Below are 25,212 nucleotides of genomic sequence, written 5' to 3'. Positions count from 1 at the left end.
GCATGCTATGCACATTATGTGCCAGAGAGAGAGATGGTGCGCCAGCGCGCAGATGCGCGCGGTGGCGTGGGGATGCAGCGGCGTCAGGTTCCCGTAAACCGCGGCTTGCGCTTCTCCTGCCAGGCCAGCGCACCTTCGCGGATATCCTGCGACTGGTTCGCCGCGCCGATATCCGCCGCCAGCGCCCCCGCATCGAGCGAGCCGCGGCCGATGGCATTCAGATGACGCTTCATGCCCTGCACCGCCAGCGGCGCCAGGCCGGCCACGGTTTCGCTGAGTTGCTCCGCGCGTTCGCGCAGGCGCTCGGCGGGCAGCAGCTCGGTCAGGAAGCCGCAACGGAACATCTCGTCGGCATCGATGCGCTCGGCAGTCAGGAACAGGCGCTTGGCGTGGTTCAGCCCCAGCCGGCTGACATAGCGTTCCATGCCGCGCTGGTAGAAATGCAGCCCCAGCCGCGCCGCGGGCATGAACATGTCGACTGCGTGGGTGCCGAGCCGGAAGTCACAGGCGAGCGCAAGGTCGGTGCCGCCGCCGTAGACGCCGCCATGGATCTCGGCAATGGTGACGGCGCGGCAATCTTCCATCGCGTTGACCAGGGTCTCGAAACCGGCGCCGCGCTGGCCGGCCGCGAGCCGGCCGATATCGAAGCCGCTGCAGAAGTACTTGCCGCTGCTGCGCAGGCGCAGCACGCGCACGTCGCTGGCATTGACCGCCTCGACATGCCGCTGCAGTTCTGCCAGGTCGTCCGGCCCCAGGCGGTTCGCCACTTCCGGGCGGCGCAAGGTGATCGTGGCGACATGACCGGCAATGTCAAGCGAAGGCAGGGAACCATCAGTCTGCATGGGCAATTCTCCAGGAGGGATCTTCAGGGATTAGTGGTCGCCGGCGGCCGGCGTGCCACGGCGGGCGAGCGCGATGTCGAAGCGTTCCAGCCGCGCCTGCGCAAACGCGGGCCGGGCCTGCGCGCGCTGCCACCACGCAGCCACGGCCGGCGCCGACGTTAGCGCGGCGGGCGCCAGTTCGGCGATGCGCGCGATGAAAGGCGTCGCGGCGATATCGGCCAGCGTATAGCGCGCGCCGAAGAGCCAGTCGCCATCGGCCAGCATCGCTTCCATCTTCGGCAGCAGCAACAGCAGCGCCTCGAGTGCGCGGCGTTTCTCCGCTTCTGTATAGGGCTGGCGCGCGATGCGCAGCCATGCGTCGCGGCGCTCGGCGGTGGGGATGCGCGCCAGCCGCTCGGCCAGCGTGGCATCGCTCCATTGCGCGGCAACCGGCTGCAGCGCCAGGCTCCAGTTCAGCACCAGCAGATTCGGCAGCGCCTTCTCGTCGGTCCAGCGCACGAAGTTGCGCATCACCGCGCGCTGGTAGGCGTCATCGGGCCGCAATGGCGGCAACGGGCAGATCTCGTCCAGGTATTCGCAAATTGTGCCGCTCTCGTGGAGGAAGCGGCCATCGTCCAGCACCAGCGCCGGCACCACGCCGTTGGGGTTCATCGCCAGGAACGCGGGCGCGTGCTGTTCCTGTGCCGCCAGGTCGACCGGCACGCTGTCGTAGTCGATGCCCTTCTCGGCCAGGCACAAGCGCACCCGGCGCGACGCGCTCGACAACCAGCCATGGAAGAGTTTCATGTTGCGCTCGCCCGGTTCACGGGATCAGCACGGCCGAACCCGTGGTGGCGCGGCTTTCCAGGTCGCGGTGCGCCTCGCGCACGGCGGTCAGCGGGTAGCGGTGCGTGACTTCCAGCCGCAGTCGCCCGGTCGCGACGGCATCGAACAATGTGGCCGCGGCAGCAGCCAGCGCCTGCGGGCTGGCGATATAGGTACGCAGCGTCGGCCGCGACACGATCAGCGAGCGCGCGTGCAGCAGCTGCAGGTCGAAGGCCTCGACGTCGCCCGACGCGGTGCCATAGTTGATGGCCATGCCGCACGGCCGCAGGCATTGCAGCGACGGCACGAACACGTCCTTGCCGACGCCGTCGTAGACCACGGCCACGCCCGCGCCGCCGGTCAGCGCCCGCACGGCATCGACGAACTCGGTCTCACGGTAGTTGATGACATGGTGGCACCCGTTCGCCAGCGCCACCGCCCGCTTGGCTTCGCTGCCCACGGTGCCAACCACGGTCGCGCCCAGCGCACGCGCCCATTGCGACAGCAGCAGGCCCATGCCGCCCGCCGCCGCATGCACCAGCACCACGTCGCCCGGCTGCACGGCATAGAGCCGGCGCAGCAGGTATTCGGCGGTCAGGCCGCGCAGCAGCGTGGCGCCGGCCACCTCCGCGGGAATCGCGTCGGGCAAGGGCACGAGCCGGCCCGCCGGCACGTTGCGGATCACCTGGTACGCCCCCGAATGCATGCAGGCCACCCGCTGGCCCACCTCGAAGCCGTCCACCCCGGGCCCGATCGCCACGACCTCGCCGGCGCCGACCGAGCCCGGCGTGACCGGGAACGGCGCCGCGGCGTGAGGGCCATGCGCGCCTTTGCGCTGGTAGATGTCGGCGAAGTTCAGGCCGATGGCTGACTGGCGCAACTGGACCTCGCCCTGGGCCGGCGGCGGAACTTCCACCCGGCATGGCTCCAGCACGTCCGGGCCTCCGGTCCTGTTAATACAGATGGAATCTGTAAGCATACAAATCCTGGATGATTGCCGCGATCGGTGTCAGTACCGTAAACGCTGGCGGTGACGTGAAAATGCACGGTCTCTAGGGATTCAGTGAGCAATTTTGCGGCGACCTTGCTCGTTGTAGGACCACGGACACCTCACAGCCTACGTGATCTCGCGACGCTCCGCATCATGGAAAGTCCGTATACGTATTTTTATATCTATTATTTGTATACTCAGGCGAATTCACTTGCCAAGGATTGCCATGACCTCTTTCCCACCCGGCATCGACCCCGGAGCCGCCGGCGCCACGTGCGCCGACCTGCCGCTGTCGGGCCTCACCGTGCTGGACCTGTCCATCGCCCGCGCCGGTCCCGCGGCCGTGCGCCTGCTGTCGGACTGGGGCGCCGACGTGATCCGCGTCGAGCCGCCGCCGCCACAGGACCGCGGCTCGGTGACCGGGCGCAGGCGCGGCTCGGACGAGCAGAACCTGCACCGCAACAAGCGCAGCCTGTGCCTGGACCTGAAGACCCCGCAGGGCGCCGAGGTGCTGGGGCGACTGGTGCAGCGCTCCGACGTAGTGGTGGAAAACTTCCGCTCGGTGGTCAAGGAACGCCTGGGGCTGACCTACGCTCATCTGAGCGCGATCAACCCGCGCGTGATCCTGGCCAGCATCTCAGGCTTTGGCCAAGACGGGCCTTACTGCGAGCGCCCGGGGCTCGACCAGATCGTGCAGGGCATGTCGGGGCTTAGCTCCGTCACCGGCGAGCCGGGCCAGGGGCCGCTGCGCGTCGGCATCGCCATTTCCGACACCACGGCCGGCATATTCCTGGGCCAGGGCATCCTGCTGGCGCTGCTGCACCGCGCGCGCACCGGCCGCGGGCAATGGGTGCATACCTCGCTGATCGAGGGCATGCTGAACAAGCTGGATTTTCAGGCCACCCGCTACACGGTGGACGGCGAAGTGCCGACGCAGCAAGGCAACGCGCACCCTACGCTGGTGCCGATGGGCACCTACCGCTGCCGCGACGGCGTGGTCAATATTGCCGCCAGCACCGACCGCATGTGGGCCAACTTCTGCCGCACCGTCGAGGCCGGCTGGCTGCTGGACGACCCCGCCTTCCGGACCGCCGCGGGCCGCGCCGCCGAGCGCCGGCGGCTGGACGCCGCGATCGGCCAGTGCACCGCCGCGTTCACCGCCGCCGAGTTGACCGCGCGCCTGAATGCGGCCGGCGTGCCGTGCGGCCCGGTGCTCGATATCGGCCAGGCCTTCGAGGACGCGCAAGTGCGACACCTGCGCATGACCCGGCCCGCCGAGCATGCCGTGCTGGGGCCGCTTGCGCTGCTGCGCTCGCCGATCAACCTGTCGGCGGCACCGCACCCGGAACGCTTTGCCCGCGCCGCGCCCGATCCGGGCGAGCACACCGATGAGATCCTGCGCGGGCTGGGCTATGACGACGCCGGCATCGCCGCCTTGCGCGCAGCCAGCGTGGCGTCCTGAACCCCGCCCGACACCACAGTGGCAGCGACTACAACAAGGAGACAACCATGAACCATGCTCTCGGGCGCGTTGCCATCGGCGCGACCCTCGCCACCCTGGCGGCCTTGCCGGGCATCGCCGGCGCGCAGGAATATCCGGCCCGGCCGATCCGGCTGCTGGTGGGCTACACGCCGGCCGGCGCCGCCGACTTCGTCGCCCGCGTGTTCGGCGAAGCGCTGTCCAGGGAACTGGGCCAGACCGTGGTGGTGGACAACAAGCCCGGGGCTGGCAGCACACTCGCCTCCGCGGCGCTGGCGCAGGCCGCGCCGGATGGCTACACGCTGGGACTGGCCACGGCCACGCTGTACGGCATCGACCAGCAGTTGTACAAGGCCCGCTACAAGGCCACCGACTTCACCCCGGTAACGCGGCTGACGGTGTCGCCGCTGATCCTGGCTGTCAACAAGAACCTGAACGTCGGCGACGTCAAGACGCTGGTGGCCAAGGCACGCGCGCAGCCGGGCAAGTTCAACTACTCGTCGTCCGGCATCGGCGGCTCGCCGCATATCGCCGCGCTGCAGTTTGAAAAGGCCACGGGGGCCAAGATGACCCATGTGCCCTACAAGGGCGGCGCCCCGGCGCTGCAGGCCGTGGCCGCGGGCGAGGTGGAATTGTCGTTCGGCACCGCAGCGTCGGTCCTGCCGCTGGGCACGCAAGGCGTAGTGAAGATGATCGGCGTGACCACGCCCAAGCCGTCGGCGGTGGCGCCGGGCCTGCCCGCGCTTGCGGAGATGGGCCTGCCGGGTTTTGACTTTACTTTCTGGTTCGGACTGTTCGGGCCGGCCGGACTGCCCGACGGCATCCGCGACAAGCTCTTCGCCGCCGCGACAAAGGTGATGGCCGACCCGCAATTGCGCGCCAAGCTGGCCGGCAACGGCAGCGAGGTGTCGACTTCGGCTTCGCCCGCGGAGTTCGGCAAATGGGCGGCAGCCGACGGCAAGTCGGCGGTGACGCGCATCGAGCAGGCCGGCGTCAAGCTGGAGTAGGCCCGCCGGTCGGCCGGGACTAGCGGCGGCCGCGGCGGCCGCCGGCTTCGTCGCCGGGCATGGCCGCGATCATGTCCGCATAGACGTCGCCGCCGGTGGCGATATGGCGCACCATGGCCACCGCGGCATCGTCCTCGTTGCCGCGCACGATCGCGCCCATCACCGCCTCATGCTCGGCCAGCGAGGCCAGGATGCGGGCCGGCTTCTCGAAGCGCAGGTCGCGCATGCCACGCATGCGCGCGCGCATGGTGCGGATTTGCCGCGACAGGATGTCGTTGCAGCAGGCCGCGTAGATGACGTCATGGAAGGCATCGTTGGCTTCGCGGTAGCGATCGGAATCGGCACGCTCCGCCGCCGCGCGGCATGCGTCGAACGCCTGCTGCAGCGCCGTGCGCTGCGCCGCGGAGATGCGGCGCGCCGCCAGCCGGGCCGCGAGCGCCTCCAGCTGAACCAGGATCTCGTTCATCGCGACGTACTCGCGCAGCGTGATTGAAGAAACGATTGCGCCCTGGCGCGGCACCAGGTCCACCAGGCCAGCCGACTCCAGCTGGATCAGCGCCTCGCGCACCGGGGTGCGCGACACGCCGAAACGCGCCAGCAACTGCTGCTCTTCCAGTTGCGTGCCGCTGGGCAGCTTCCCGGAAAGAATCTCCTGCTCGATCGCGGCGCGGATGGTTTCGGACAGGCTCTTCTTTTCTTCGGACATGGACAGCAGCTGCGCAGGACAGGGAGAGGAGATTCTAACCTGCCCTGCGTATTCAGAGGCTGCCCTTGTGTGCACAAGATAGGGCGTCCCGGCACGCAGCCTCTGTGCGCACATTGACCGGAATGGTCTTGAGCCAAGGTATGCGCCGGTATCGAGATCCGCCCCCTTGCGCTTTACAACGCTGACGAAGCTTCAGGCGAGCATGCGCACCTGCGGCTCGCGATCCCATTGCCGGGTCTTGGCCGCGACGATGAACCGCGCCGGGTCGCTGGCCGGCACAATGCCGTTGTCCGGCCTCAGGTTGGCGTGCGTAAGCAATACCTCGCCGCCGGCATCGACCGCGATCGCCTTCAGGTGCGCATAGGCGAAGCAGACAAAGTCCAGCGCGGCGCTCTCCTGTACCAGCATGGTGGCGGCATCGGCACCGAGGATCACGGCCACGGCATCGAACATCACCGACGGCGTCCCCGCCAACTGGCCATCCGCCGGCAGCTTCGATCCATCGGCCAGCACCGCGCCGCCGACCTTGGGCGCGACGATCTTCACCGTGGCGCCGGCGGCGCTGGCCGCCTGCCGGATCGCCTCCACGGTGGCGCCGTCTGAGCCGTCGGCGACCAGGATGCCAATCTCGCGCCCCTGCAGCGTGTCTTTCATCTTGCCGATGATCTGCAGCGCCGGCGACGGCGGCAGGTCCTGCACCGGCGCGGCGGTGGGCAGCGGCTCGGGCACCTGGTCCAGCGCCAGGCCGTCGGCCACGCGCCGGCCCAGGTCCGGGTCGATATTGAGCAGGTGGGCCACCATGCGCTCGCGCACATGCACGTGCTCGACCTTCGACAGTTCGAACACCAGCGCCGAGGCAATATGCGCCTGTTCGGCGCGGGTCTGGCTGCGGTAGAACAGGCGCGCCTGGCTGTAGTGGTCGGCAAAGGTCTCGGCGCGGATGCGGCCCTTGTCGCCCTGCTCGGCCACCCGTGCGTGGCGGAAGCCCAGATCGGGCGCCTCGCGCGGCGAGTCGTCGGACAGCGAGTTGGGCTCGTAGGCGACGCGTCCCTTGGGCCGCTGCATCTGCATATGGCCGTCGCGCTGGTGGTTGGCGAACGGGCACTTGGGCGCGTTCACCGGAATCTGGTTGAAGTTGGGGCCGCCCAGGCGCAGCAGTTGCGTGTCGAGGTAGGAGAACAGCCGGCCCAGCAGCAGTGGATCGTTGGAGAAATCGATGCCGCGCACGATGTTGGCGGGGCAGAACGCTACCTGCTCGGTCTCGGCAAAGAAGTTGTCGGGCCAGCGGTCCAGCACCATGCGGCCGATGATCTTCAGCGGCACGGTCTCTTCGGGGATGATCTTGGTCGCATCGAGATGGTCGAACGGGAACCTGGCTGCATCGGCTTCGGTGAACAGCTGCACGCCCAGCTCCCATTCCGGGAAGTTGCCGGACTGGATCGCATTGAACATATCGCGGCGATGGAAATCCGGATCGGCACCGGCGATCTTGACGGCCTCGTCCCACACCGTGGACTGCAGCCCCAGCTTCGGGCGCCAGTGGAACTTGACGAAGGTGGACTGGCCCTGGTCGTCGAGCAGGCGGAAGCTGTGCACGCCGAAGCCTTCGATCATGCGCAGCGAGCGCGGGATGGTGCGGTCCGACATGATCCACATGACCATGTGCATCGACTCCGGCGTGAGCGAGATGAAATCCCAGAAGGTGTCGTGCGCGGTGGCCGCCTGCGGGAACGCGCGGTCGGGCTCCATCTTGACCGCATGGACCACGTCGGGGAACTTGATCGCGTCCTGGATGAAGAACACCGGGATGTTGTTGCCGACCAGGTCCCAGTTGCCTTCCTTCGTATAGAACTTGACCGCGAAGCCGCGCACGTCGCGCGGCGTGTCGACCGAGCCCGCACCGCCGGCCACGGTGGAAAAGCGCGCAAACACCGGCGTCTTCACGCCGACCTCGGTCAGGATGCTGGCGGTGGTGAATTGCGCCAGCGAATCGGTCAGCTCGAAATAGCCGTGCGCCGCGGTGCCGCGCGCATGGACGATCCGCTCGGGAATGCGCTCGTGGTCGAAATGTGTAATTTTTTCACGCAGGATGAAATCTTCGAGCAAGGTCGGGCCGCGCGGATTGGCCTTGAGCGAGTTCTGGTTGTCCGCGATCGGCGCGCCCTGGTTGGTGGTCAACGGGGCATGCGTGCCACCGGCAACCTGGTGCAGCTCGCCGCCCGTGCCACGCTGGGCATCGCCGTAACCAGCCGGAGCGCCCTGGGCATTGGTGGCGGGTGCGGTGTTTGACGTGGGCTTGGCCTTGGCGTCGGACGTGTCGGGCATAACTGTCTCCTGTGTCGGGTTGAACGGATGAACGGCAGCAACCCGGCAGTGCCTGCAATTGCCACGCCTGCTTGCTGACACTTTTGGTTACAAAGCAAAATTGCCGAAAGTGCACCCTGTCAAACATCTGACATTTGATCGGTCAACAATCGCCCGCTGTCGCGACAAGCCACGGCCATCCACAGCAACCGGCCAGATCCCACGCTTGTCATCCGCCCCGGCGGAAGTCCGATGCGTGCCGCTGTCTGTCGGCGCAACGGGCGCGGCCCTCGTTCTCTTCCTCAACCAGAAGAAAAGGCCCTGCACCAATGAGACCCACCTTGCTGTCGCATTCCGCCCGGCCATGGCTGGCGGCCGGCACCCTGACCCTGGCATTGATGCTTGCCGCCTGCGGCGGCGATGACTCTCCCGGCGCGGGGGGCGGCACGCAGCAGCCCAGCGCCGCCAACGGCAACGCGCCAGACGCAGCCGGCAAGCCCGGCCACACCGGCAAGCCTGGCAACTGCAGCACCCGTTGCGCTCCCTGACCTGCTGTGCCCGTTATTTGCCCGCTGACGTGGGCCGCTTTCCGATCCAGCGACAGAACGACCCCACCCACGCCATGACCTTCAATCCGTCCAAGCGACAGTTCCTCAAGACCAGCCTCGGCACCGGCGCCGCCGCCGCGATGCTGGCCAGCTTTCCGCCCAGCATCCGCCGCGCCCTCGCGATCGAGGCCAACAACGCCACCGGCACCATCCAGGACGTCAAGCACGTCGTGATGGTGATGCTGGAAAACCGCTCGTTCGACAATTACTTCGGCACCTTCAAGGGCGTGCGCGGCTACGGCGACCGCTTTGCCATCCCGCTGCCCAATGGCAAGAACGCGTTCTACCAGACCGATGCCAACGGCAATACGCTGACGCCCTACCACCTCGACGAAACCCAGGGCAACGCCCAGCGCGCCGGCGGCACCCCGCATACCTGGCCCGACGCGCAGGCCGCCTGGGACCACGGCCGCATGGACCGCTGGCCGGTGGCCAAGAAGACGCTGTCGATGGGCTACTACGACAACGCCGAGATTCCGTTCCAGCGCGCGCTGGCCGACGCCTTTACGCTGTGCGACGCGTACCACTGCGCGATGCACACCGGCACCATCCCCAACCGCCTGTTCTACTGGACCGGCAGCAACGGTCCCACCGGCGACAACGTCGCGGTGATGGTCAATGAGTTCAACGCCGGCGCCGACGTGGGCCCGTCCACCGAGGGCTGGACCTGGAAGACCTACGCCGACCGCCTGCAAGGCGCGGGCGTGAGCTGGAAGGTCTACCAGAACGTGCCCGACAACTACGGCTGCAACCAGATGATGAGCTTCCGGCACTGGCGCGCCGAGATGGAAAAGATGCCGGAGGGACGCAAGCTGTCCAACACCGCCGGCACCAGCGTCAATCCGCCCTATAACCCGGATATCGACGACCAGTACAGCGCTCTGGCCAAGGGCTTCTGCAACACCATGCCCGACGGCGGCTTCCTGCAGTCGCTGCGCGACGACGTGCGCAACGGCCGGCTGCCCGAGGTATCGTGGATCATCCCGCCGGCGGAGTTCAGCGAGCACCCCGGCCCGTCCAGCCCGGCCAAGGGCGGCTGGTACGTGCAGGCCATCCTCGATGCGCTGACGGCATCGCCGGAGGTCTGGAGCAAGACCGTGCTGCTGATCAACTTCGACGAGAACGACGGCTTCTTCGACCACAGCCCGCCGCCGACCGCGCCGTCGCGCAATCCGGACGGCACGCTGGCCGGCAAGTCGACGCTGGACGATGCGCAGATGGCCTACGAGTACTTCAACTTCCCGCCCGCCACGGCCAAGCAGCCGCCGCAGGACGGCAAGCCCTTCGGTCCCGGGCCGCGCGTGCCGCTGTGGGTGGTGTCGCCGTGGAGCCGCGGCGGCTGGGTCAACTCCGAGGTGTTCGACCATACCTCGGTGCTGCGCTTCCTGGAGGCGCGCTTCGGCGTGATCGAGCCGCAGATCAGCGCCTACCGCCGCGCGGTCTGCGGCGACCTGACCAGCGCCTTCAACTTCGCCACGCCCAACACCGAGACGCTGCCCGTGCTGGCGGGGCGCACCACGCGCGCCGACGCCACCAGCCTGACCGCCTGGCAGCAGACGCAGCCCGCCATCCCGGTGCCCGTCACCCCGGCGCTGCCGGCGCAGGCCACCGGCGCGCGCCCGTCGCGCAAGCTGCCGTATGAGCTGCACACCAGCGCGCGCGTCGATGCCACCGCCCGCACCGTGCGCCTGCTGTTCGCCAACGGCAGCGCGCACCAGGCGGGCGCGGTGTTCCATGTCTACGACAAGCTGCACCTGGACCGCATTCCGCGCCGCTACGTGGTCGAGGCCGGCAAGGCGCTGGACGACGTGTGGGACTTCAATGCCGACGGCGGCAAGTACGACCTGTGGGTGCTCGGACCCAACGGCTATCACCGCGCCTTCTCCGGCGATGTCAGCGAGGCGGCCACCACCGCCGCCGAAATCCAGGTCTGCTACAACCCGTGCAGGAAGCCAACGATCCAGGTCAAGCTGCATAACGACGGCGATGCCGACGTGATTTTCACCGTCAAGGCGCTGGCCTATCGCGACGACGGCCCGTGGACGCAGCGGGTCAGGCGGGGCAAGGTGGAAACGCTGGAATGGCCGGTGGCCGAAAGCGGCAACTGGTACGACTTCGTCGTCACCAGCGAGGCCAGCCCGGCGTTCGCGCGCCGCTTTGCCGGGCGCATGGAGACGGGCGAAGATACGGTCAGCGATCCGGCCATGGGCGTGATCTGATCGCCTGCTGCAAGAGGCGCGGGGCGCAGACGCCCTGCATGCGCAAGGCCAGGGCTGTTTCGTCCGCAAGGAACGAAACAGCCCGTCGTTCTCGATGCTCGAGACTGCCTTGCCCCCGCTCCCCCGTTATTCCTCCTGGAACGCCTCTTCGCGCTTGGCCTTGATCGATGGCAGCGCCACCACCGCCACCAGCGCCGCCGCGGCCACCAGCAGGCCCAGCGACAGCGGACGCGTGGTAAAGACCGAGAAATCGCCGCGCGACAGCAGCAAGGTGCGGCGGAAGTTCTCTTCCATCATCGGCCCCAGCACGAAGCCCAGCAGCAGCGGCGCCGGCTCGCAGCGCAGCTTGTGGAAGACATAGCCGATCAGGCCGCAGCTGGCCGCGGCAAAGACGTCGAACACCGTGTTGTTGACCGAGTAGACGCCGATGCTGCAGAACACCAGGATGGCCGGGTACAGGAAGCGGTAGGGCACCGTCAGCAGCTTCACCCACACGCCGATCAGCGGCAGGTTCAGCACCACCAGCATCAGGTTGCCGATCCACATCGATGCGATCAGGCCCCAGAACAGCGCCGGGTTGCTGGTCATCACCTGCGGGCCGGGCTGGATGTTGTGGATGGTCATCGCCCCCACCATCAGCGCCATCACCGCGTTGGGCGGAATGCCCAGCGTCAGCAGCGGGATGAACGAGGTCTGCGCCGCGGCGTTGTTGGCCGATTCCGGACCGGCCACGCCTTCGATCGCGCCCTTGCCGAATTCTTGCGGGTATTTCGACGCCTTCTTCTCCAGCGAGTACGCCGCGAACGAAGCCAGCGAGGCGCCGCCGCCCGGCAGGATGCCCAGCGACGAACCCAGCGCGGTGCCGCGCAGCACCGCCGGGATCATGCGCCTGAAATCTTCCCGCGTCGGGAACAGGTTGGTGACGCGGTCGGTGAAGGTCTCGCGATGTTCCTTCTGCTCCAGGTTGGCGATGATCTCGGCAAAGCCGAACAGCCCCATTGCCAGCGCGGTAATGCTGATGCCGTCGGTCAGCTCCGGCACGTCGAACGAGAAGCGCGCGGCGCCCGAGTTCACATCGGTGCCAACCAGCCCCAGCAACAGTCCCAGCACGATCATCGCCACTGCCTTGACCAGCGAACCCGAGGCCAGCACCACGGCGCCGATCAGGCCCAGCACCATCAGCGAGAAATACTCGGCGGGGCCGAACTTGAACGCCAGTTCCGACAGCGGCGTGGCAAACGCGGCCAGGATCAGCGTGGCCACGCTGCCGGCGAAGAACGAGCCCAGTCCCGCGGTGGCCAGCGCCACCCCGGCGCGCCCGCGCCGCGCCATCTGGTAGCCGTCCAGCGTGGTCACTACCGCCGACGATTCACCGGGCAGGTTCACCAGGATGGCGGTGGTCGAGCCGCCGTACTGGGCACCGTAATAGATGCCGGCCAGCATGATCAGCGCGGCCACCGGCGGCAGCGTGTAGGTGATCGGCAGCAGCATGGCGATGGTGGCCAGCGGCCCCAGGCCCGGCAGCACCCCGATCAGCGTGCCGAGCACGCAGCCCAGGAAGGCATAGGCCAGGTTCTGCAGCGACAGCGCGGTGGAAAACCCAAGCGCAAGATGACTCAGCAACTCCATCCGATATCCCCTAGTTGACGAAAGCGGCCGGCCACACCGGCATCTGCAGGTTGATGCCGTAGACAAAGGCCACGGTGCTGATCAGCACCAGGACCGCGGCGTTGAGGATGGCGCCCTTCCAGGTGAACTCATGGCTGGCCATCGACGACACCAGCACCAGCGCCAGCACCGACAGCACCATCCCGAGCGGCTTGAGCACCAGCCCGAACAGCACCACCGAGCCCAGGATCCACAGCAGCGTCTTGATGTCCCAGCGTGCCATGCGATCTTCATCGCTCTTGTGCGACAACGATCCGGCCGCGACCACGGCGCCCAGCAGCGCCAGCACGATGCCAAGCCAGAACGGGAAATAGCCCGGCCCCATCCTGGCGGCGGTGCCCATCGAATAGCCGCGGGCAACGAAGGAAAAGCTGAGGCCAAGGATGATGAACATCAGGCCGGAATAAAAGTCGGTTTGCTTGCGTATGCGCATGCAGGCTCCTTGAAGCGGGGGGCGACGCGACGACACCAACAGGCGGCGTCGGCTTCGGGAGTCCCGAACAATACATCATGTTGTGATATATTTTTCGGCCGGCAAGGGTTATTCCCTACGAATCGGTCGCAGGTTCAGTGCGCGGGTTGGCCATGGCGGCTGCGCCAATGCTTATGCGACGGCTATCATCCAGGATTCCCTCACCACTCCTGCACCAGACACCATGGACCTGTCCGCCGGCATCCCCGTCCTCCGCATTTTCTCGGTCGACAAGGCCATGGAGTTCTACCTGGATTTCCTCGGCTTCACGCTCGACTGGGAGCATCGTTTCGAAGACGGGTTGCCGCTTTACGCGCAGGTCAGGCGCAGCGGCCTGACGCTGCATCTGAGCGAGCACCATGGCGACGCCACGCCGGGGTCGACCGTATTCGTGCCGGTGGCGGACATCGATGCGCTGCACCGGGAGCTGTCCGCCAAGGACTATCCCTACGCCAGGCCCGGTGTGGAGGACGTGGGCTGGGGCAGGATGCTGCAGGTGGCCGATCCGTTCGGGAACCGGCTGCGGTTTTGCGAGGTGCAGGCAGACTAGGCGGCAGCCGCGTCCGCCTGCCTATGCGCAGGGCAATGCCTCGAATGCCGGCAGCCGCTCCAGCGCGGCGGTCAGCGCCACCAGCGCCGGGTGCAAGGCCGGATCGACCGCCCCGGGCAGCATGAACTGCGTGAAGGTCCAGGCCACCGCGGCGGTCAGTTCGGGTTGGCCAACCTCGGCTTCGGAAGGCGGCAGCGGGCGCGCGGCAAGCTCGACCTCCAGCAACGCAAAGGCGCTCTCGCGCTGGGCGTCGACACGGTCCAGCCACGGCTGGTGCAGCTTGCCGGCCGGACGCTGGCTGTGCTCGTAGAAGTTCTGCACCACCTTCTCGCACGCCGCCAGCGCCAGTCCGACGATGCGCAGCGCGGCCTGCCGCGCCGCGGTATCGGCCGGCATCAGGCTGCGGCCGGCCAGCGACTCGGCATAGTCGATGATGAGCGTGGAATCCATCAGCACGACGCCGTTGTCGCACACCAGCGAGGGCGCCTTGACGACCGGATTGACGGCGCGGAAGCGCTCGACTTCCCGGAACACGGACACGGATTCATGCGTGAACGGCAGTCCGAGCAGGCGCAGCGAGATCGCCGTGCGGCGGACATAGGGGGAATCGAGCATGCCGACGAGTTTCATGGCGGGGCTCCGTGTTGGGCAGATCGGGACGGACCGGGACGGGTCGGAAACGGATTCCCGCCATCATCCGCCAGCCCCGCCGGCCGCGCCACTGCCCGGGGCGTGTAAACTGCTGCATTTTTCGAATCCAGCGGAATGTTACAAGTGCCCCGGCGCACAGGCTTGAGCGGACCCACGCTGGTCCGACTGCTGGCCCGCCTGGCTGACGCCGACGCCCCCGCCCCTGCAAGCTCGCTATCCAGCCAGCTGAGCCAATGGCTTGGCTGGGCGGATGCGATCGCGCTGTCTTCTGCGCTGAAGGCCCATGCCCAGGCCATGCCGGCCACCGCAAGTGCCGGCGGCAGCACTGAAGCGCAGGAATGCGCGCGCGTGCGCGCCCGGCTGGTGGATGCGATTGCCGAAGACACGGCTCCGGCTGCGCGACGGCGCGGCCCGGCGCGACCGTCGGCGCTGGCCGACCCGGTCGATGCGCAGGTCGACTACGCGGTGCATCGTCAGCGCTACCTGACGCTGCAGCAGACCATGGAGACCAGCATCGGCAGCCTGCGCGGCGGCCTGCGGGCGGCGCTGTCGGCCCGTACGCCGGCCATGGCCAAGCTGGCGATGGTCGACGCAGTGATGGAGCGCGTGCTCGGCATGCGCGAACAAAGTCTGCTGGGAGCGGTGCCGATCCTGCTGGAGGCGCACTTCCAGCGCCTGCGCCAGGCCGAAGCCGCGGCACTGGAGGCGCAGGCCCAGGCACAAGGACAACCCGCGGCGGTCCGCGCCGGCGCATGGCTGGGCGTGTTCCGCAAGGATATGCAGAGCGTGCTGCGCGCCGAACTCGAGATCCGCTGGCAGCCCGTCGAAGGCCTGCTGGCGGCGCTGCAAGACAGCTAACCCGGACATCATGACCCGATACCTATCCCATATTGTTGCGTTCCTGGCGGGCCTGGCGGTCGTCTGCTGGATTGGCGCGGGCTATGCCGGCACCAATTTCCTGGCGCTGGTCGTCACCCTGCTGATCGGCGGCTTCTACGTGGGCGGCGCCCTCGAACTGCTGCGCTACCGCCAGGCCACCGCCACGCTGGCGCAGGCGCTGGCCGGACTGGCCGAAGCCCCGGCCAGCCTGGGTGGCTGGCTGGAACGCCTGCACCCCAGCCTGCGCGACAGCGTGCGGCTGCGGGTCGAAGGCGAACGGGTCGGCCTGCCCGGCCCCGCGCTGACGCCCTACCTGGTCGGGCTGCTGGTGCTGCTGGGCATGCTCGGCACGTTCCTCGGCATGGTGGCCACCTTGCGCGGCACCGGCATCGCGCTGGAAGGCGCCACCGACCTGCAGGCGATCCGCGCTTCGCTGGCCGCGCCGGTCAAGGGGCTGGGCTTTGCCTTCGGCACCTCGGTCGCGGGCGTGGCCACCTCGGCCATGCTGGGCCTGCTGTCCGCGCTGTGCCGGCGCGAACGCATCCAGGCCGCGCAGGCGCTCGGCGCCCGCATCGCCACCACGCTGCGCAGCTATTCGCGCGGCCATCAGCGCGACCAGGCCTTGCAGCTGCTGCAGCGCCAGGCCGACGTGATGCCGGCGCTGGCCGAGCAGATGCAGGCCATGATGCGCGCCATGGCGCAACAGCACGAGGCCCTGGCCGAGCGGCTGGTGGCCAGCCAGGACGCCTTCCACGGCAAGACCGAGGCGGTCTATGCGCGCCTGGCGTCATCGGTGGAGCAATCGCTGAAGGACAGCATCGCCGACAGCGCCCGCGCCGCCGGTGCCGCGATCCAGCCCGCGGTGGACGCGACCATGGCCGGCCTGGCGCGCGAGACCACCGCGCTGCGCGACACCGTCACGCAGGCGGTGCAACAGCATCTGGACGGTGTTTCGAGCCGGTTCGAGCGCGCCACCGCCGGTGTCGCCGATACCTGGAACCAGGCCCTGGCCGGCCATCAGCGCACCAGCGAGGCGCTGGCGGCGGACCTGCGCACATCCTTCGATGGCTTCAGCCAGACCTTCGAACAACGCTCGGCCAGCTTGCTGGACGGCGTCGCCACCCGCTTCGACTCCGTCGCGGCCAGCACCGCCGAAGCCTGGCGCGAGGCGCTGTCGCAACAGCAGCAGGCCGGCGAAAAGCTGGCCGGCAACAACCAGCAGGCGCTGGCCGCCGCCGCGGCAACGTTTGGCGAGCACGCCGCGGCGCTGGTGCGCAACGTGGAGGCCTCGCATGCCGGCCTGCAAGCGCAGCTGGCCGCGCAGGACGCGCAGCGCCTGTCGGCCTGGGCCGACACGCTCGGCGGCATGACGGCCACCCTGCGCCAGCAGCTGGAACAGCTGAACGCCCACACCGTCAGCCGCCACGACGAAATCAGCGCCACGCTGGCGCAGAACGTGCGCGAGGTCTCGGCGCAGACGCAGGCGCATGCCAGCAGCACGCTCGCCGAGATCGACCGCCTGGTGCAGGCCGCCGCCGAAGCCCCGAAGGCCGCCGTTGCGCTGCAGGCCGATCTGGCGTCGCGCGATGAAGCACGCTTCGCCGCGTGGACCGACACGCTTGGCACCATCACCGCAACGCTGCGCCAGGAATGGCAGCAGCTGAACGCGCACACGGTCGCGCGCCAGGATGAAATCAGTGCGACGCTGGCGCAGAACGTGCAAGAAATCTCGGCGCAGACGCAGGCGCATGCCAGCCGCACCCTCGCCGAAATCGACCGCCTGGTGCAGGCCGCCTCGGAAGCGCCGAAGGCCGCGGTCGCGCTGCAGGCGGAACTGGCCGAGCGCGATGAGGCGCGCTTCGCCGGCTGGACCAAGACCCTCGGCAGCATCGCCGCGACGCTGCGCCAGCAGTGGGAGCAGTCCAGCACGCACGCCGCCGCGCGCCAGCAGGAAGTCTGCGAGGCGCTGGCACAGACCGCGCGCGCAATCTCGACCGAAACCCAGGCGCACACCAGCACCACCCTGGCCGAGATCGATCGCCTGGTGCAGGCCGCAGCCGAGGCGCCCAAGGCCGCCACCGCGCTGCAGGCGCAACTGGTGGCGCAGGACGCGCAGCGCCTGGCCGCATGGACCGAAACGCTGGGCACCATGGCGGCTGCGCTGCGCGGCGAATGGGAGCAGGCCAGCGCGCACGCCACCGCGCGCCAGCAAGAGATCTGCGAAACGCTGGCCGTCACCGCGCGCGACATGGCGGCGCAGGCCCAGGCCCAGGCCACCGATACCGTCATCGAAGTCTCGCGCCTGCTGCAGGCCGCGAGCGAAGCGCCCCGCGCCGCCGCCGAGGTCATTGCGCAGCTGCGCGAGAAGCTGACCGAGGGCATGGCGCGCGACCACGCCATGCTGGAAGAACGCAGCCGCATGATGGAAACGCTGGGCACGCTGCTTGACGCCGTCAACCACGCCTCCACCGAGCAGCGCACCGCGGTCGATACGCTGGTCGCCACCACCGCTGACCTGCTCGAGCGCATCGGCACCCGCTTCACCGACAAGGTGGAGTCCGAGACCGGCAAGCTTACCGACATCGCCGCGCAGGTCACCGGCAGTGCGGTCGAGGTGGCCAGCCTGGGCGAAGCCTTCGGCGTGGCGGTGCAGCTGTTCAGCGAATCGAACGGCAAGCTGATCGACCACCTGCAGCGCATCGAGGCCGCGCTCGACAAGTCGATGACGCGCAGCGACGAGCAACTGGCCTACTACGTGGCGCAGGCGCGCGAGGTGGTCGACCTGAGCATGCTGTCGCAAAAGCAGATCCTGGAAGACCTGCAGCAGCGCGCAGCCCCGCAGGCGTCCGGCGCAGAGGCGGCATGAGAGAAGAACTCGACGCCGGCGTTGAGCCCACCGTGCCGGCCTGGGCGGTCTTCGGCGACCTGATGTCGGTGCTGCTGGGCGCCTTCGTGCTGGTGCTGCTGGGGGTCATCGGCGTGCAGATGGAGCTGTCGGCGCGGCTCGAAGCCGAGGTGAAGCAGCGGCAGGAAGAAGCCCAGCGCCGCGAGACGCTGGAAAAGGCGCTGGCCGGGCCGCTCGCGGCCGGCCGCGTGACGCTGGTGAACGGGCGCATCGGCATCAGCGGCAGCGTGCTGTTCGCGCTCAATTCCGCCGAGCTGCAGCCCGATGGCCGCGACCTGCTCAGGAGCCTGGCCCAGCCGCTGTCGGCCTACCTGCGCAGCCGCGACGAGATCCTGATGGTCAGCGGCTTTACCGACGACCAGCAGGTGCGCGAGGGCAACCGGCGCTTTGCCGACAACTGGGAACTGTCGGCGCAGCGCGCCCTCACCGTGACCCGCACCCTGATCGATGCGGGCATCCCGCCCTCGTCGGTGTTCTCGGCCGCGTTCGGCTCGCAGCAGCCGGTCACGCCGAATGCCGATGCCGCCGGCCGCGCGAAAAACCGGCGCGTGGAAATCTCGCCGGTGCCGCGCGTGACCACCGGCACGGTGAAAGCGCATGGCTGAGCTCGACGCGGCGGCCGGAGCCTGCGCGCAACTGGACGCCTGGCAGGCCAGCGGCGCCGACCGCGCCGATCCGGTGCGTTTCCGGCTGATGCAGGCACTGGCCGCCCGCGCTTCCGCACACGACGGCGCGGCGCGGCAGTTGCTGGAGGCGCGCCTGCAAGAGCTGGTCGCCGCCTATGCCGCCATCGTGCAGCGCAACGCCGATAACGCTGCCGAGACCACTTGCCAGCCGGCGCCAACGCCAGCCGTGAGCGCACTGGGCGCACTGGTCCACGATCTCGCCGCGCGTGCCAGACCCGCCATCGCGGCGGCTTCGAACGATGCCCGCCCGCCGTCGCCGGCACCGCCGCAAGCCATGGACACGCCCCTGGTCGACACCCTCGCCGACTACTTCCGCGAGACCTGGGCCCGGGTCAGCGTCGAGCAGCAGTTCCGCCAGTCGCTGGAGCGCGTGCCGGAGAACGCCGGGCCGCTCAATACCGACCATCTCGTGCATCGCTCGCTGTCGCTGATGCGCGAGACCTCGCCGGAATACCTGCGGCATTTCCTGTCGTATGTCGAGGGCATGGCCTGGCTGGAACAGTTGAACGAGGCGGCCGCGGCGCAAAAAGAAGCGGCCCGCGCCGCCGCCAGGAAGAATACGCGGGCGAAGGCACGCAAGTAGCGGCCCGGCCGCCTCAGTCCAGCCGCACCACCACCTTGCCGAAGGCGCCGCGCTCGAGGTGATCGAGCGCCGCCGGCAGCTCGCCGAAACCATACGCGCGCTCGACCACCGGGCGCAGCTGCAGCCAGTCGACGGCGCGCACCAGGTCCTGCAATGCGCGCCGGTGTGACACCCCGATCCCCTGCACGGTCACGCGGCCATGCAGCACCGGGTAGACGTTGGCGCGCAGCTCGTCGCCCTGCAGGTTGCCGATCACCGAGATCCGGCCGCCCTGCGCCAGCGCAGCCAGCGAGCGGCCAAAGTTGTCGCCGCCGGCCAGTTCCAGCACATGATCGGCGCCGCGGCCGCCGCTCAGCTCGCGCACCGCGGCGGGCCAGTCGGGCGTGCGGCCGCGATGGATGCCGTGCGCCGCGCCCAGCGCCTGTGCGCGCGCCAGCTTGTCGTCACTGCCCGACACCACGATCACACGCGCGCCCTGGGCACGGGCGATCTGCAGCGCGAACAAGGCCACGCCGCCAGTGCCGATCACCACCACGGTATCGCCGGGGCGCGTCACCGTGGCCTCGGCCAGCGCCTGCCATGCCGTCAGACCGGCGCAGGTCAGCGTGCTGGCCTGCGCGGCATCGAGCGTGCGCGGCGCAGTCACCAGCGCGTCCTGGTCCAGCACCACGTATTCGGACAGCATGCCGGGGCCCGGCACGCCCAGCGGCGTGCTGTGGCGCGGCTGCACGCCATCGAGCCAGCCGGTGAAGAAGGTACTGATCACCGCGTCGCCCACGGCAAGGTCGGCAACCCCATCGCCAACGGCCACGACTTCGCCGCGCATGTCCGACCCCGGCACCAGCGGTGGCTGCACCGGCATGCCCATGCCGTCGTGGAGGATCATCAGGTCGCGGTAGTTCAGGGCCACCGCATGCACCCGCACCAGCACTTCGCCATGCCCCGGCGTGGGTATCGGCGCATCGACGCGATGCAGGTGGTTGCGGCCGAATGCCGAAAGTTGCCAGCGTTGCATGGAAGACGCCATGGGTGCACTCCTGTGGGTGGAAAACGGTGAACACACTATACTGATTCCCGTTTCGATCCATTGGTCAATAAAAGTCCTTCCTGTGTATCCACCATGGAACCAATCTCCCATGACCGGCTGGCCGGCATTACGGCCTTCGTGGCCGCGGCGGAAGCCGGCAGTTTTGCCCAGGCGGCGGCACGCCTGGGCCTGACGCGCTCCGCCATCGGCAAGGCCATTGCCCGGCTGGAGGCGCGCGTCGGTGCGCGCCTGTTTGTGCGCACCACGCGCAGCCTGGCGCTGACCGATGACGGCCAGGCATTCTACGAGCGCTGCGCCCACGCGCTGGAGGAACTGGATGCCGCGCAGCACATGCTGGAGGCCGGGCGCGGCGCCGTCGCGGGCCGCGTGCGTGTGAGCGCGCCGGTGGTGTTCGGCCGCCATCATGTGGCGCCGCTGCTGCTGCAACTGGCGGAGCGTCATCCGCAACTGCGGCTGGAAGGCAATTTCACCGACCGGCTGGTGGACTTTGCCGACGACGGCATCGACCTGGCGATCCGCAGTGGCCGCCTGCCGGACAGCGACACGCTGGTGGCACGGCCGCTGGGCACGCAGGCCATGGTGCTGTGCGCAGCGCCCGACTACCTGCGCCGTCACGGCACCCCTGCCAGCGCTGCCGGACTGCTGTCGCACCAGTGCCTGGTCTACCTGCGCGGCAGCCAGCCCGTGCCCTGGTCGCTGGCCGACACCGACGGCAATCCGGTGCGGCCCGAGCTGTCGCACCGGCTTGCCTTCGACGACATCGACACCCTGGGCATGGCCGCGATCCGCGGCGCCGGCGTGGCCAACCTGCCGCTGTGGCTGGTGCGCGCGCCGCTGCAACAGGGCACGCTGGTGCGCTTGCTGCCGCAGGCCTCGGCCGGCCGCACGCCGTTGCACCTGGTATGGCCGCGCACGCGTTTCCTGCCGCACAAGCTGCGGGTGACAATCGATTTGCTGGTGGCCGCGCTGCCGGCGGTGCTGACGATGGATTGAATGCTTGCCGTGCGACGCTGCGATACCGCTACGCCGCCAGAGGAAATCCGTAAAGCGCCGCGGCGTTGCGCCAGCGCAGCGCCGCGGACAACGCCGCGCCGTCACCGCCCTGCCCTCGCCACGCGGCAAGCTCGCGGCACTCGTCCAGCCGCAGCGGCCCCTCGTGATTGGTCCAGGGCCAGTCGCTGCCCCACAGCAGGCGGTCGTCGCCGACGATATCGCGCCAGCGCTGCGCAAATTGAGGCCATTGGTGCGGCGATGCCAGCCGGTAGGGCGCGCTGATCTTCACCCACAGATGGCGGCGCGCGCGCACTGCCATGGCGACGTCGAAGACGGGATCCGCGATTCCTGCCGTGCCGGGCCGGCCGAAGTGGTCAAGCACGACCGGCGCGCCCGCATCGCCAAGCGACGCATCCAGCTGCGCCAGCACCATGGCGCCCTGCCCGTTGCCGGTATGGAGCTCGACGTGCCAGCCCAGCGCGGCAATCCTGTGGAACAGCGCACGCCATGGGGCAGTGGCAATGCGTTGCCATTCCGGATCGCCATACAGGTTCAAACGGATGCCGCGCACGCCGGCGGCCTGGAGCGCCGTCAGTTGCGCGTCCGTGATGGTCGGTTCGATCACCGCCACGCCGCGCAGGCGGCCGGGCCGCGCCCGCAGCGCGGCCAGCAGCGCGGTGTTGTCGGTGCCGAGAAAGCTGGTCTGCACCACCACCCCATACAGGTCGCCCTGGCCGTCCAGGCTGCCGAGCGCCGCCTGCCAGTCATGCAGCCCGGCGGCATAGGCCGGCCGGTAGCGCGCCGAAGCCGCGGCCACGCCGGTATCGAAGACGTGGAAATGGGTGTCCACCAGCGGCGAAGCGCGCCTGCTCATCATCAAGCCTCCGTGGGGCGGGTATATCCGGATATGGCGTCCAAACCCGCGTCAGTATTCTAGTCCTCTAGAGGACACCAGCATTCAATCAATTTAGCACGGCTCCGGCATGCCAGACAACGCACCGCTCCAGACCACCACCGCCACCGCGGGGCTGAGCCGTTACGGCCAGATCGCGGCGGCACTGCAGGACCGGATCGTTTCCGGCGCCTGGACGCCGGGCAGTGCCATTCCGGCCGAAGGGGCGCTGGCCAGGGAGTTCGGCATCGCGCTGGGCACCATCCGCCAGGCCATCGCCGTGCTGGTCCAGCAAGGCCTGCTCGAGCGCGCGCAGGGCAAGGGCACCTTCGTACGCAAGGGGCTGAGCGGCGCCAGCCTGATGCGCTTCTTTCGCTTCGGCGGTGCCGATGGCGCGCCCGTGGTGCCGCGCTCCGAAATCCTGTCATGCCGCGCCGTCCGGCTGGACAAGGCCATGGCGGGCCGTTTCGGGCTGGACAGCGGCGCGCGCGGGCTGGCGATCTCGCGCCGCCGCTGGCTGGAACAGACGCCGCGGCTGCTGGAGTCGATCTGGCTGCCGCTGCCGCGCTGCGAAGCCCTGCAGCAGCTGCCGCCGGCGCAGTGGGGCGACCTGCTCTACCCGCTGCTGGGCAGCGCCTGCGGCGTCACGGTCCATCGTGCCGTCGACGAAGTGACCTTCCGCACGCTGACGGCGGACGAGGCCGCGTTGCTGTCATTGCCCGATGCGCATCCCTGCGCGGTAGTCACGCGCCACGCCTTTGATTTGGCCGGCCACTGCGTCGAGTACCGCCTGACGCGCGGCGATGCCTTCGCTTTTCGCTATACCGCCGACGTCCGCTGAGGTCCGTTATGGACCGTCGCCAAGGAGACAGACTCATGCACGCACGCCACGCGATCGCCGCTGCAGCCACCGTTGCCGCCACCGCCATGATCGCCATCGCCACCCCGACGCAGGCCGCCGACAACGCCGCTGGCTGGCCGGCACGTCCCATCACCATCGTGGTGACATATCCGCCGGGCGGCGGCGCCGACCTGATGGCACGGCTGATCGCGCCCGGCCTGGGGCGCGAACTGGGGCAGACCGTGGTGGTCGAGAACCGGCCAGGTGCCGGCGGGCAGATCGGCGCGGCCTATGTCGCCAAGGCCGCGCCCGACGGCTACACGCTGATGGTCGATGCCTCGTCCTATGCCGTGAATCCCAGCCTCTATCCGCGCCTGCCCTACGATCCGGACAAGGCGTTCCGCCCGCTCGGGGTGCTGGCGCGCTATCCCAATGTGCTGGTCGCCACCGCCAGCTTTGCGGCGGGAAAGGTCAGCGATGTCGTCGCCATGGCCAGGCAGAAGCCGGGCTCGGTGGCCTTTGCGTCGTCGGGTAACGGCTCGGCACAGCATCTGGCCGGCGTGCTGTTCGAGCAGCGCGCCGGCGTCGACCTGCTGCACGTGCCCTACAAGGGCGGCGGTCCGGCCATGACCGATGTCATTGCCGGACAGGTGCCGCTGTTCTTTGCCAACGTGGCTTCGAGCCTGCAGCACATCCAGGCCGGCAAGCTCAAGCCGCTGGCCGTGACCAGCCGGTCGCGCACCCCGGCCCTGCCCGCGGTGCCGACCATGCAGGAAGCCGGCGTGGCCAGCTACGAGGTGTATGAATGGAACGCGGCCTTCGTCCCCGCCGCGACACCGGAGCCGGTCGCCGCCAAGCTTGCCGACGCGCTGCAGAAGGTCATGACCAGCGCCGAGATCCGGCAGCGCGTGGCCGAGCTTGGTGGCGAGGTGGTGGCGGCACCCCCGGCACAAGCGCGACAGTTCATCGACGGTCAGGCGCGGCTATGGGCCAAGGTCATCCGCGACGGCAACATCAAACCCGAATAACCATCCGTATCGCCCCGGCCATGCAACGGCCCGGCTACCGCAATCCCAGGAGACATGCATGACCGCAGCCAATCCCATTCGCCGCCAACTGCTCAAGGCCAGCGCCGCGCTGGGCGCGTGCGCGCTGGCGCCCTCACTCGCCCGCGCCCAGGCGTGGCCCGCCAAGCCCGTCCGGCTGGTGGTGCCGTTCGCACCGGGCGGCAGCTCCGAGATCGTCGCGCGCTCGACCGCGGCGGAGCTGACCAAACTGCTCGGCGTGTCAGTGTTCGTCGAGAACAAGCCGGGCGCCGCCGGCAATATCGCGATGGGCGAAGTCGCGCGTGCCGACGACAACCACACGCTGATCCTCGGCCATATCGGCACGCTGGCGGTCAATCCCTTTATCTTCCCGAAGCTGCCGTATGACCCGGTCAAGGACTTCCGCGCGATCTCGCTGCTGTCCAAGGTGCCGAGCCTGTACGTGGTCCATCCCGACGTACCCGCCAAGAACCTGAAGGAATTCGTGGCGCTCGCCAAAAGCAAGCCCGGCAAGCTCAACTATGGATCGGCCGGCAACGGTAGTGCCGGCCACCTGGCCTTCGAATACCTGAAGGCCGCCTCCGGCACCTTCATCACCCATGTGCCATATCGCGGCAGCGGCCCGCAGATCACCGACCTGCTGTCCGGCCGGCTCGACGCCGCCGCGGTGGGTGCGCCCGCTATTCTCCAGTTCATCAAGGCCGGCAAGGTGCGCTGCATCGCCACCGGCACGACCCAGCGCATCGCACAGTTGCCCGACGTGCCCACGGTCGCCGAGCAAGGCTATCCCGGCTTCGAGATGACGCAGTGGTACGGCCTGCTGGCGCCGGCATCGCTGCCGCAGGCCGCCGCCGACAAGCTGGCCGACGCCACCATGAAAGCCGTGAAGAGCCAGAGTTCGGTCGAACGCCTGAGCGCTGACGCGGCCATCGTGGTGGGCGGCACGCCGGCGGAATTCTCGCGCTTCATCGCGCAGGAGCAGCAGCGCTGGCGGCCTATCATTGCGCGGGCTGGAATCAAGCCGGACTGATATCTCC

The 25,212-nt window shown here is 68.8% G+C and carries 23 protein-coding genes; 13 read left to right on the top strand and 10 right to left on the bottom strand.

Annotated elements, in window-relative coordinates; translation table 11 throughout:
* Positions 1-83: 83 nt before the first annotated feature.
* From MKD50_RS14775 to MKD50_RS14765, 3 genes are read right to left on the bottom strand one after another with little or no spacing between them, the layout of a single operon-like run.
* A complete protein-coding gene (locus tag MKD50_RS14775; RefSeq protein ID WP_115699678.1) occupies positions 84-842 on the bottom strand; it encodes an enoyl-CoA hydratase/isomerase family protein in 759 nt (252 codons plus the stop codon).
* Between the two features lie 30 nt (positions 843-872).
* Complete coding sequence (locus tag MKD50_RS14770; RefSeq protein ID WP_252667461.1) at positions 873-1,628, bottom strand: glutathione S-transferase family protein; 756 nt, start codon at positions 1,626-1,628, stop codon at positions 873-875.
* 16 nt (positions 1,629-1,644) lie between these two features.
* A complete protein-coding gene (locus tag MKD50_RS14765; protein ID WP_252667460.1) occupies positions 1,645-2,625 on the bottom strand; it encodes a quinone oxidoreductase family protein in 981 nt (326 codons plus the stop codon).
* A 238-nt stretch (positions 2,626-2,863) separates the two neighbouring features.
* Between MKD50_RS14765 and MKD50_RS14760 the strand changes: the two genes are divergently transcribed.
* Positions 2,864-4,099 carry a CaiB/BaiF CoA transferase family protein gene (locus tag MKD50_RS14760; RefSeq protein WP_115699675.1) on the top strand — a complete coding sequence of 412 codons (1,236 nt, stop codon included), beginning with the start codon at positions 2,864-2,866 and terminating at the stop codon, positions 4,097-4,099.
* Positions 4,100-4,146: 47 nt separating this feature from the next.
* Positions 4,147-5,124 carry a Bug family tripartite tricarboxylate transporter substrate binding protein gene (locus tag MKD50_RS14755; protein WP_115681827.1) on the top strand — a complete coding sequence of 326 codons (978 nt, stop codon included), beginning with the start codon at positions 4,147-4,149 and terminating at the stop codon, positions 5,122-5,124.
* Positions 5,125-5,143: 19 nt separating this feature from the next.
* On the opposite strand, the gene MKD50_RS14750 is transcribed toward MKD50_RS14755, so the two are convergent.
* Positions 5,144-5,830 carry a GntR family transcriptional regulator gene (locus MKD50_RS14750; protein WP_115699673.1) on the bottom strand — a complete coding sequence of 229 codons (687 nt, stop codon included), beginning with the start codon at positions 5,828-5,830 and terminating at the stop codon, positions 5,144-5,146.
* Between the two features lie 192 nt (positions 5,831-6,022).
* The gene (locus MKD50_RS14745; protein WP_252667459.1) at positions 6,023-8,155 is read right to left on the bottom strand and encodes a catalase; all 2,133 of its coding nucleotides are present in this window, start codon (positions 8,153-8,155) and stop codon (positions 6,023-6,025) included.
* Between the two features lie 308 nt (positions 8,156-8,463).
* On the opposite strand from MKD50_RS14745, the gene MKD50_RS14740 reads away from it, so the two are divergent.
* Together MKD50_RS14740 and MKD50_RS14735 are read left to right on the top strand one after the other, a co-directional pair.
* Positions 8,464-8,682: a hypothetical protein gene (locus MKD50_RS14740; RefSeq protein WP_240071623.1), complete on the top strand. Its 219-nt coding sequence runs from the start codon at positions 8,464-8,466 to the stop codon at positions 8,680-8,682.
* Positions 8,683-8,756: 74 nt separating this feature from the next.
* Complete coding sequence (locus MKD50_RS14735) at positions 8,757-10,961, top strand: phosphocholine-specific phospholipase C (RefSeq protein WP_252667675.1); 2,205 nt, start codon at positions 8,757-8,759, stop codon at positions 10,959-10,961.
* Positions 10,962-11,087: 126 nt separating this feature from the next.
* Here MKD50_RS14735 and MKD50_RS14730 read toward each other — a convergent pair whose 3' ends face one another.
* Both MKD50_RS14730 and MKD50_RS14725 read right to left on the bottom strand, forming a co-directional pair.
* On the bottom strand, positions 11,088-12,590 hold the full coding sequence (locus tag MKD50_RS14730; RefSeq protein WP_115699669.1) for a tripartite tricarboxylate transporter permease: 1,503 nt from the start codon (positions 12,588-12,590) through the stop codon (positions 11,088-11,090).
* A 10-nt stretch (positions 12,591-12,600) separates the two neighbouring features.
* Positions 12,601-13,062, bottom strand: coding sequence for a tripartite tricarboxylate transporter TctB family protein (locus MKD50_RS14725; protein ID WP_115699668.1), 462 nt, complete (start codon positions 13,060-13,062; stop codon positions 12,601-12,603).
* A gap of 223 nt (positions 13,063-13,285) precedes the next feature.
* Here MKD50_RS14725 and MKD50_RS14720 point away from each other — a divergent pair, with 223 nt between their 5' ends.
* The gene (locus tag MKD50_RS14720) at positions 13,286-13,651 is read left to right on the top strand and encodes a glyoxalase superfamily protein (RefSeq protein ID WP_252667458.1); all 366 of its coding nucleotides are present in this window, start codon (positions 13,286-13,288) and stop codon (positions 13,649-13,651) included.
* Positions 13,652-13,672: 21 nt separating this feature from the next.
* Here MKD50_RS14720 and MKD50_RS14715 read toward each other — a convergent pair whose 3' ends face one another.
* A complete protein-coding gene (locus tag MKD50_RS14715; protein WP_252667457.1) occupies positions 13,673-14,281 on the bottom strand; it encodes a glutathione S-transferase family protein in 609 nt (202 codons plus the stop codon).
* Positions 14,282-14,416: 135 nt separating this feature from the next.
* Here MKD50_RS14715 and MKD50_RS14710 point away from each other — a divergent pair, with 135 nt between their 5' ends.
* From MKD50_RS14710 to MKD50_RS14695, 4 genes are read left to right on the top strand one after another with little or no spacing between them, the layout of a single operon-like run.
* Positions 14,417-15,160, top strand: a complete 744-nt coding sequence (locus MKD50_RS14710; RefSeq protein WP_252667456.1) for a DUF3348 domain-containing protein — start codon at positions 14,417-14,419, stop codon at positions 15,158-15,160.
* 10 nt (positions 15,161-15,170) lie between these two features.
* Positions 15,171-18,047, top strand: coding sequence for a DUF802 domain-containing protein (locus tag MKD50_RS14705; protein ID WP_252667454.1), 2,877 nt, complete (start codon positions 15,171-15,173; stop codon positions 18,045-18,047).
* Entirely contained in the window at positions 18,044-18,691 is a 648-nt protein-coding gene (locus MKD50_RS14700) for an OmpA family protein (protein WP_116338844.1), read from the top strand. Before MKD50_RS14705 ends, MKD50_RS14700 begins: the two co-directional genes overlap by 4 nt.
* Positions 18,684-19,355 carry a DUF2894 domain-containing protein gene (locus MKD50_RS14695; RefSeq protein ID WP_252667452.1) on the top strand — a complete coding sequence of 224 codons (672 nt, stop codon included), beginning with the start codon at positions 18,684-18,686 and terminating at the stop codon, positions 19,353-19,355. The genes MKD50_RS14700 and MKD50_RS14695 overlap by 8 nt, the downstream gene beginning before the upstream one ends.
* Positions 19,356-19,368: 13 nt before the next feature.
* Here the strand turns inward: MKD50_RS14695 and MKD50_RS14690 are convergent, their stop codons facing one another.
* Complete coding sequence (locus tag MKD50_RS14690; protein WP_252667450.1) at positions 19,369-20,382, bottom strand: zinc-dependent alcohol dehydrogenase family protein; 1,014 nt, start codon at positions 20,380-20,382, stop codon at positions 19,369-19,371.
* A gap of 93 nt (positions 20,383-20,475) precedes the next feature.
* Between MKD50_RS14690 and MKD50_RS14685 the strand changes: the two genes are divergently transcribed.
* A complete protein-coding gene (locus tag MKD50_RS14685) occupies positions 20,476-21,396 on the top strand; it encodes a LysR family transcriptional regulator (protein WP_252667448.1) in 921 nt (306 codons plus the stop codon).
* Between the two features lie 28 nt (positions 21,397-21,424).
* Here the strand turns inward: MKD50_RS14685 and MKD50_RS14680 are convergent, their stop codons facing one another.
* Positions 21,425-22,273, bottom strand: coding sequence for an amidohydrolase family protein (locus tag MKD50_RS14680; protein WP_252667446.1), 849 nt, complete (start codon positions 22,271-22,273; stop codon positions 21,425-21,427).
* A gap of 106 nt (positions 22,274-22,379) precedes the next feature.
* On the opposite strand from MKD50_RS14680, the gene MKD50_RS14675 reads away from it, so the two are divergent.
* Genes MKD50_RS14675 through MKD50_RS14665 form a run of 3 tightly spaced genes read left to right on the top strand, consistent with a single transcriptional unit; the run spans position 22,380 to position 25,205 of the window.
* Complete coding sequence (locus MKD50_RS14675) at positions 22,380-23,129, top strand: GntR family transcriptional regulator (protein ID WP_115699660.1); 750 nt, start codon at positions 22,380-22,382, stop codon at positions 23,127-23,129.
* 35 nt (positions 23,130-23,164) lie between these two features.
* Positions 23,165-24,157, top strand: coding sequence for a tripartite tricarboxylate transporter substrate binding protein (locus tag MKD50_RS14670; RefSeq protein ID WP_252667444.1), 993 nt, complete (start codon positions 23,165-23,167; stop codon positions 24,155-24,157).
* Positions 24,158-24,215: 58 nt separating this feature from the next.
* Positions 24,216-25,205 (top strand): Bug family tripartite tricarboxylate transporter substrate binding protein, encoded by a 990-nt coding sequence (locus tag MKD50_RS14665; RefSeq protein ID WP_252667443.1) that lies wholly within the window; start codon positions 24,216-24,218, stop codon positions 25,203-25,205.
* The last annotated feature ends 7 nt before the right edge of the window (positions 25,206-25,212 follow it).

This window comes from Cupriavidus mimosae (assembly GCF_023952485.1).
GTDB classification, from domain to species: domain Bacteria; phylum Pseudomonadota; class Gammaproteobacteria; order Burkholderiales; family Burkholderiaceae; genus Cupriavidus; species Cupriavidus taiwanensis_C.
This window is presented reverse-complemented; position numbering and strand designations above follow the sequence as displayed.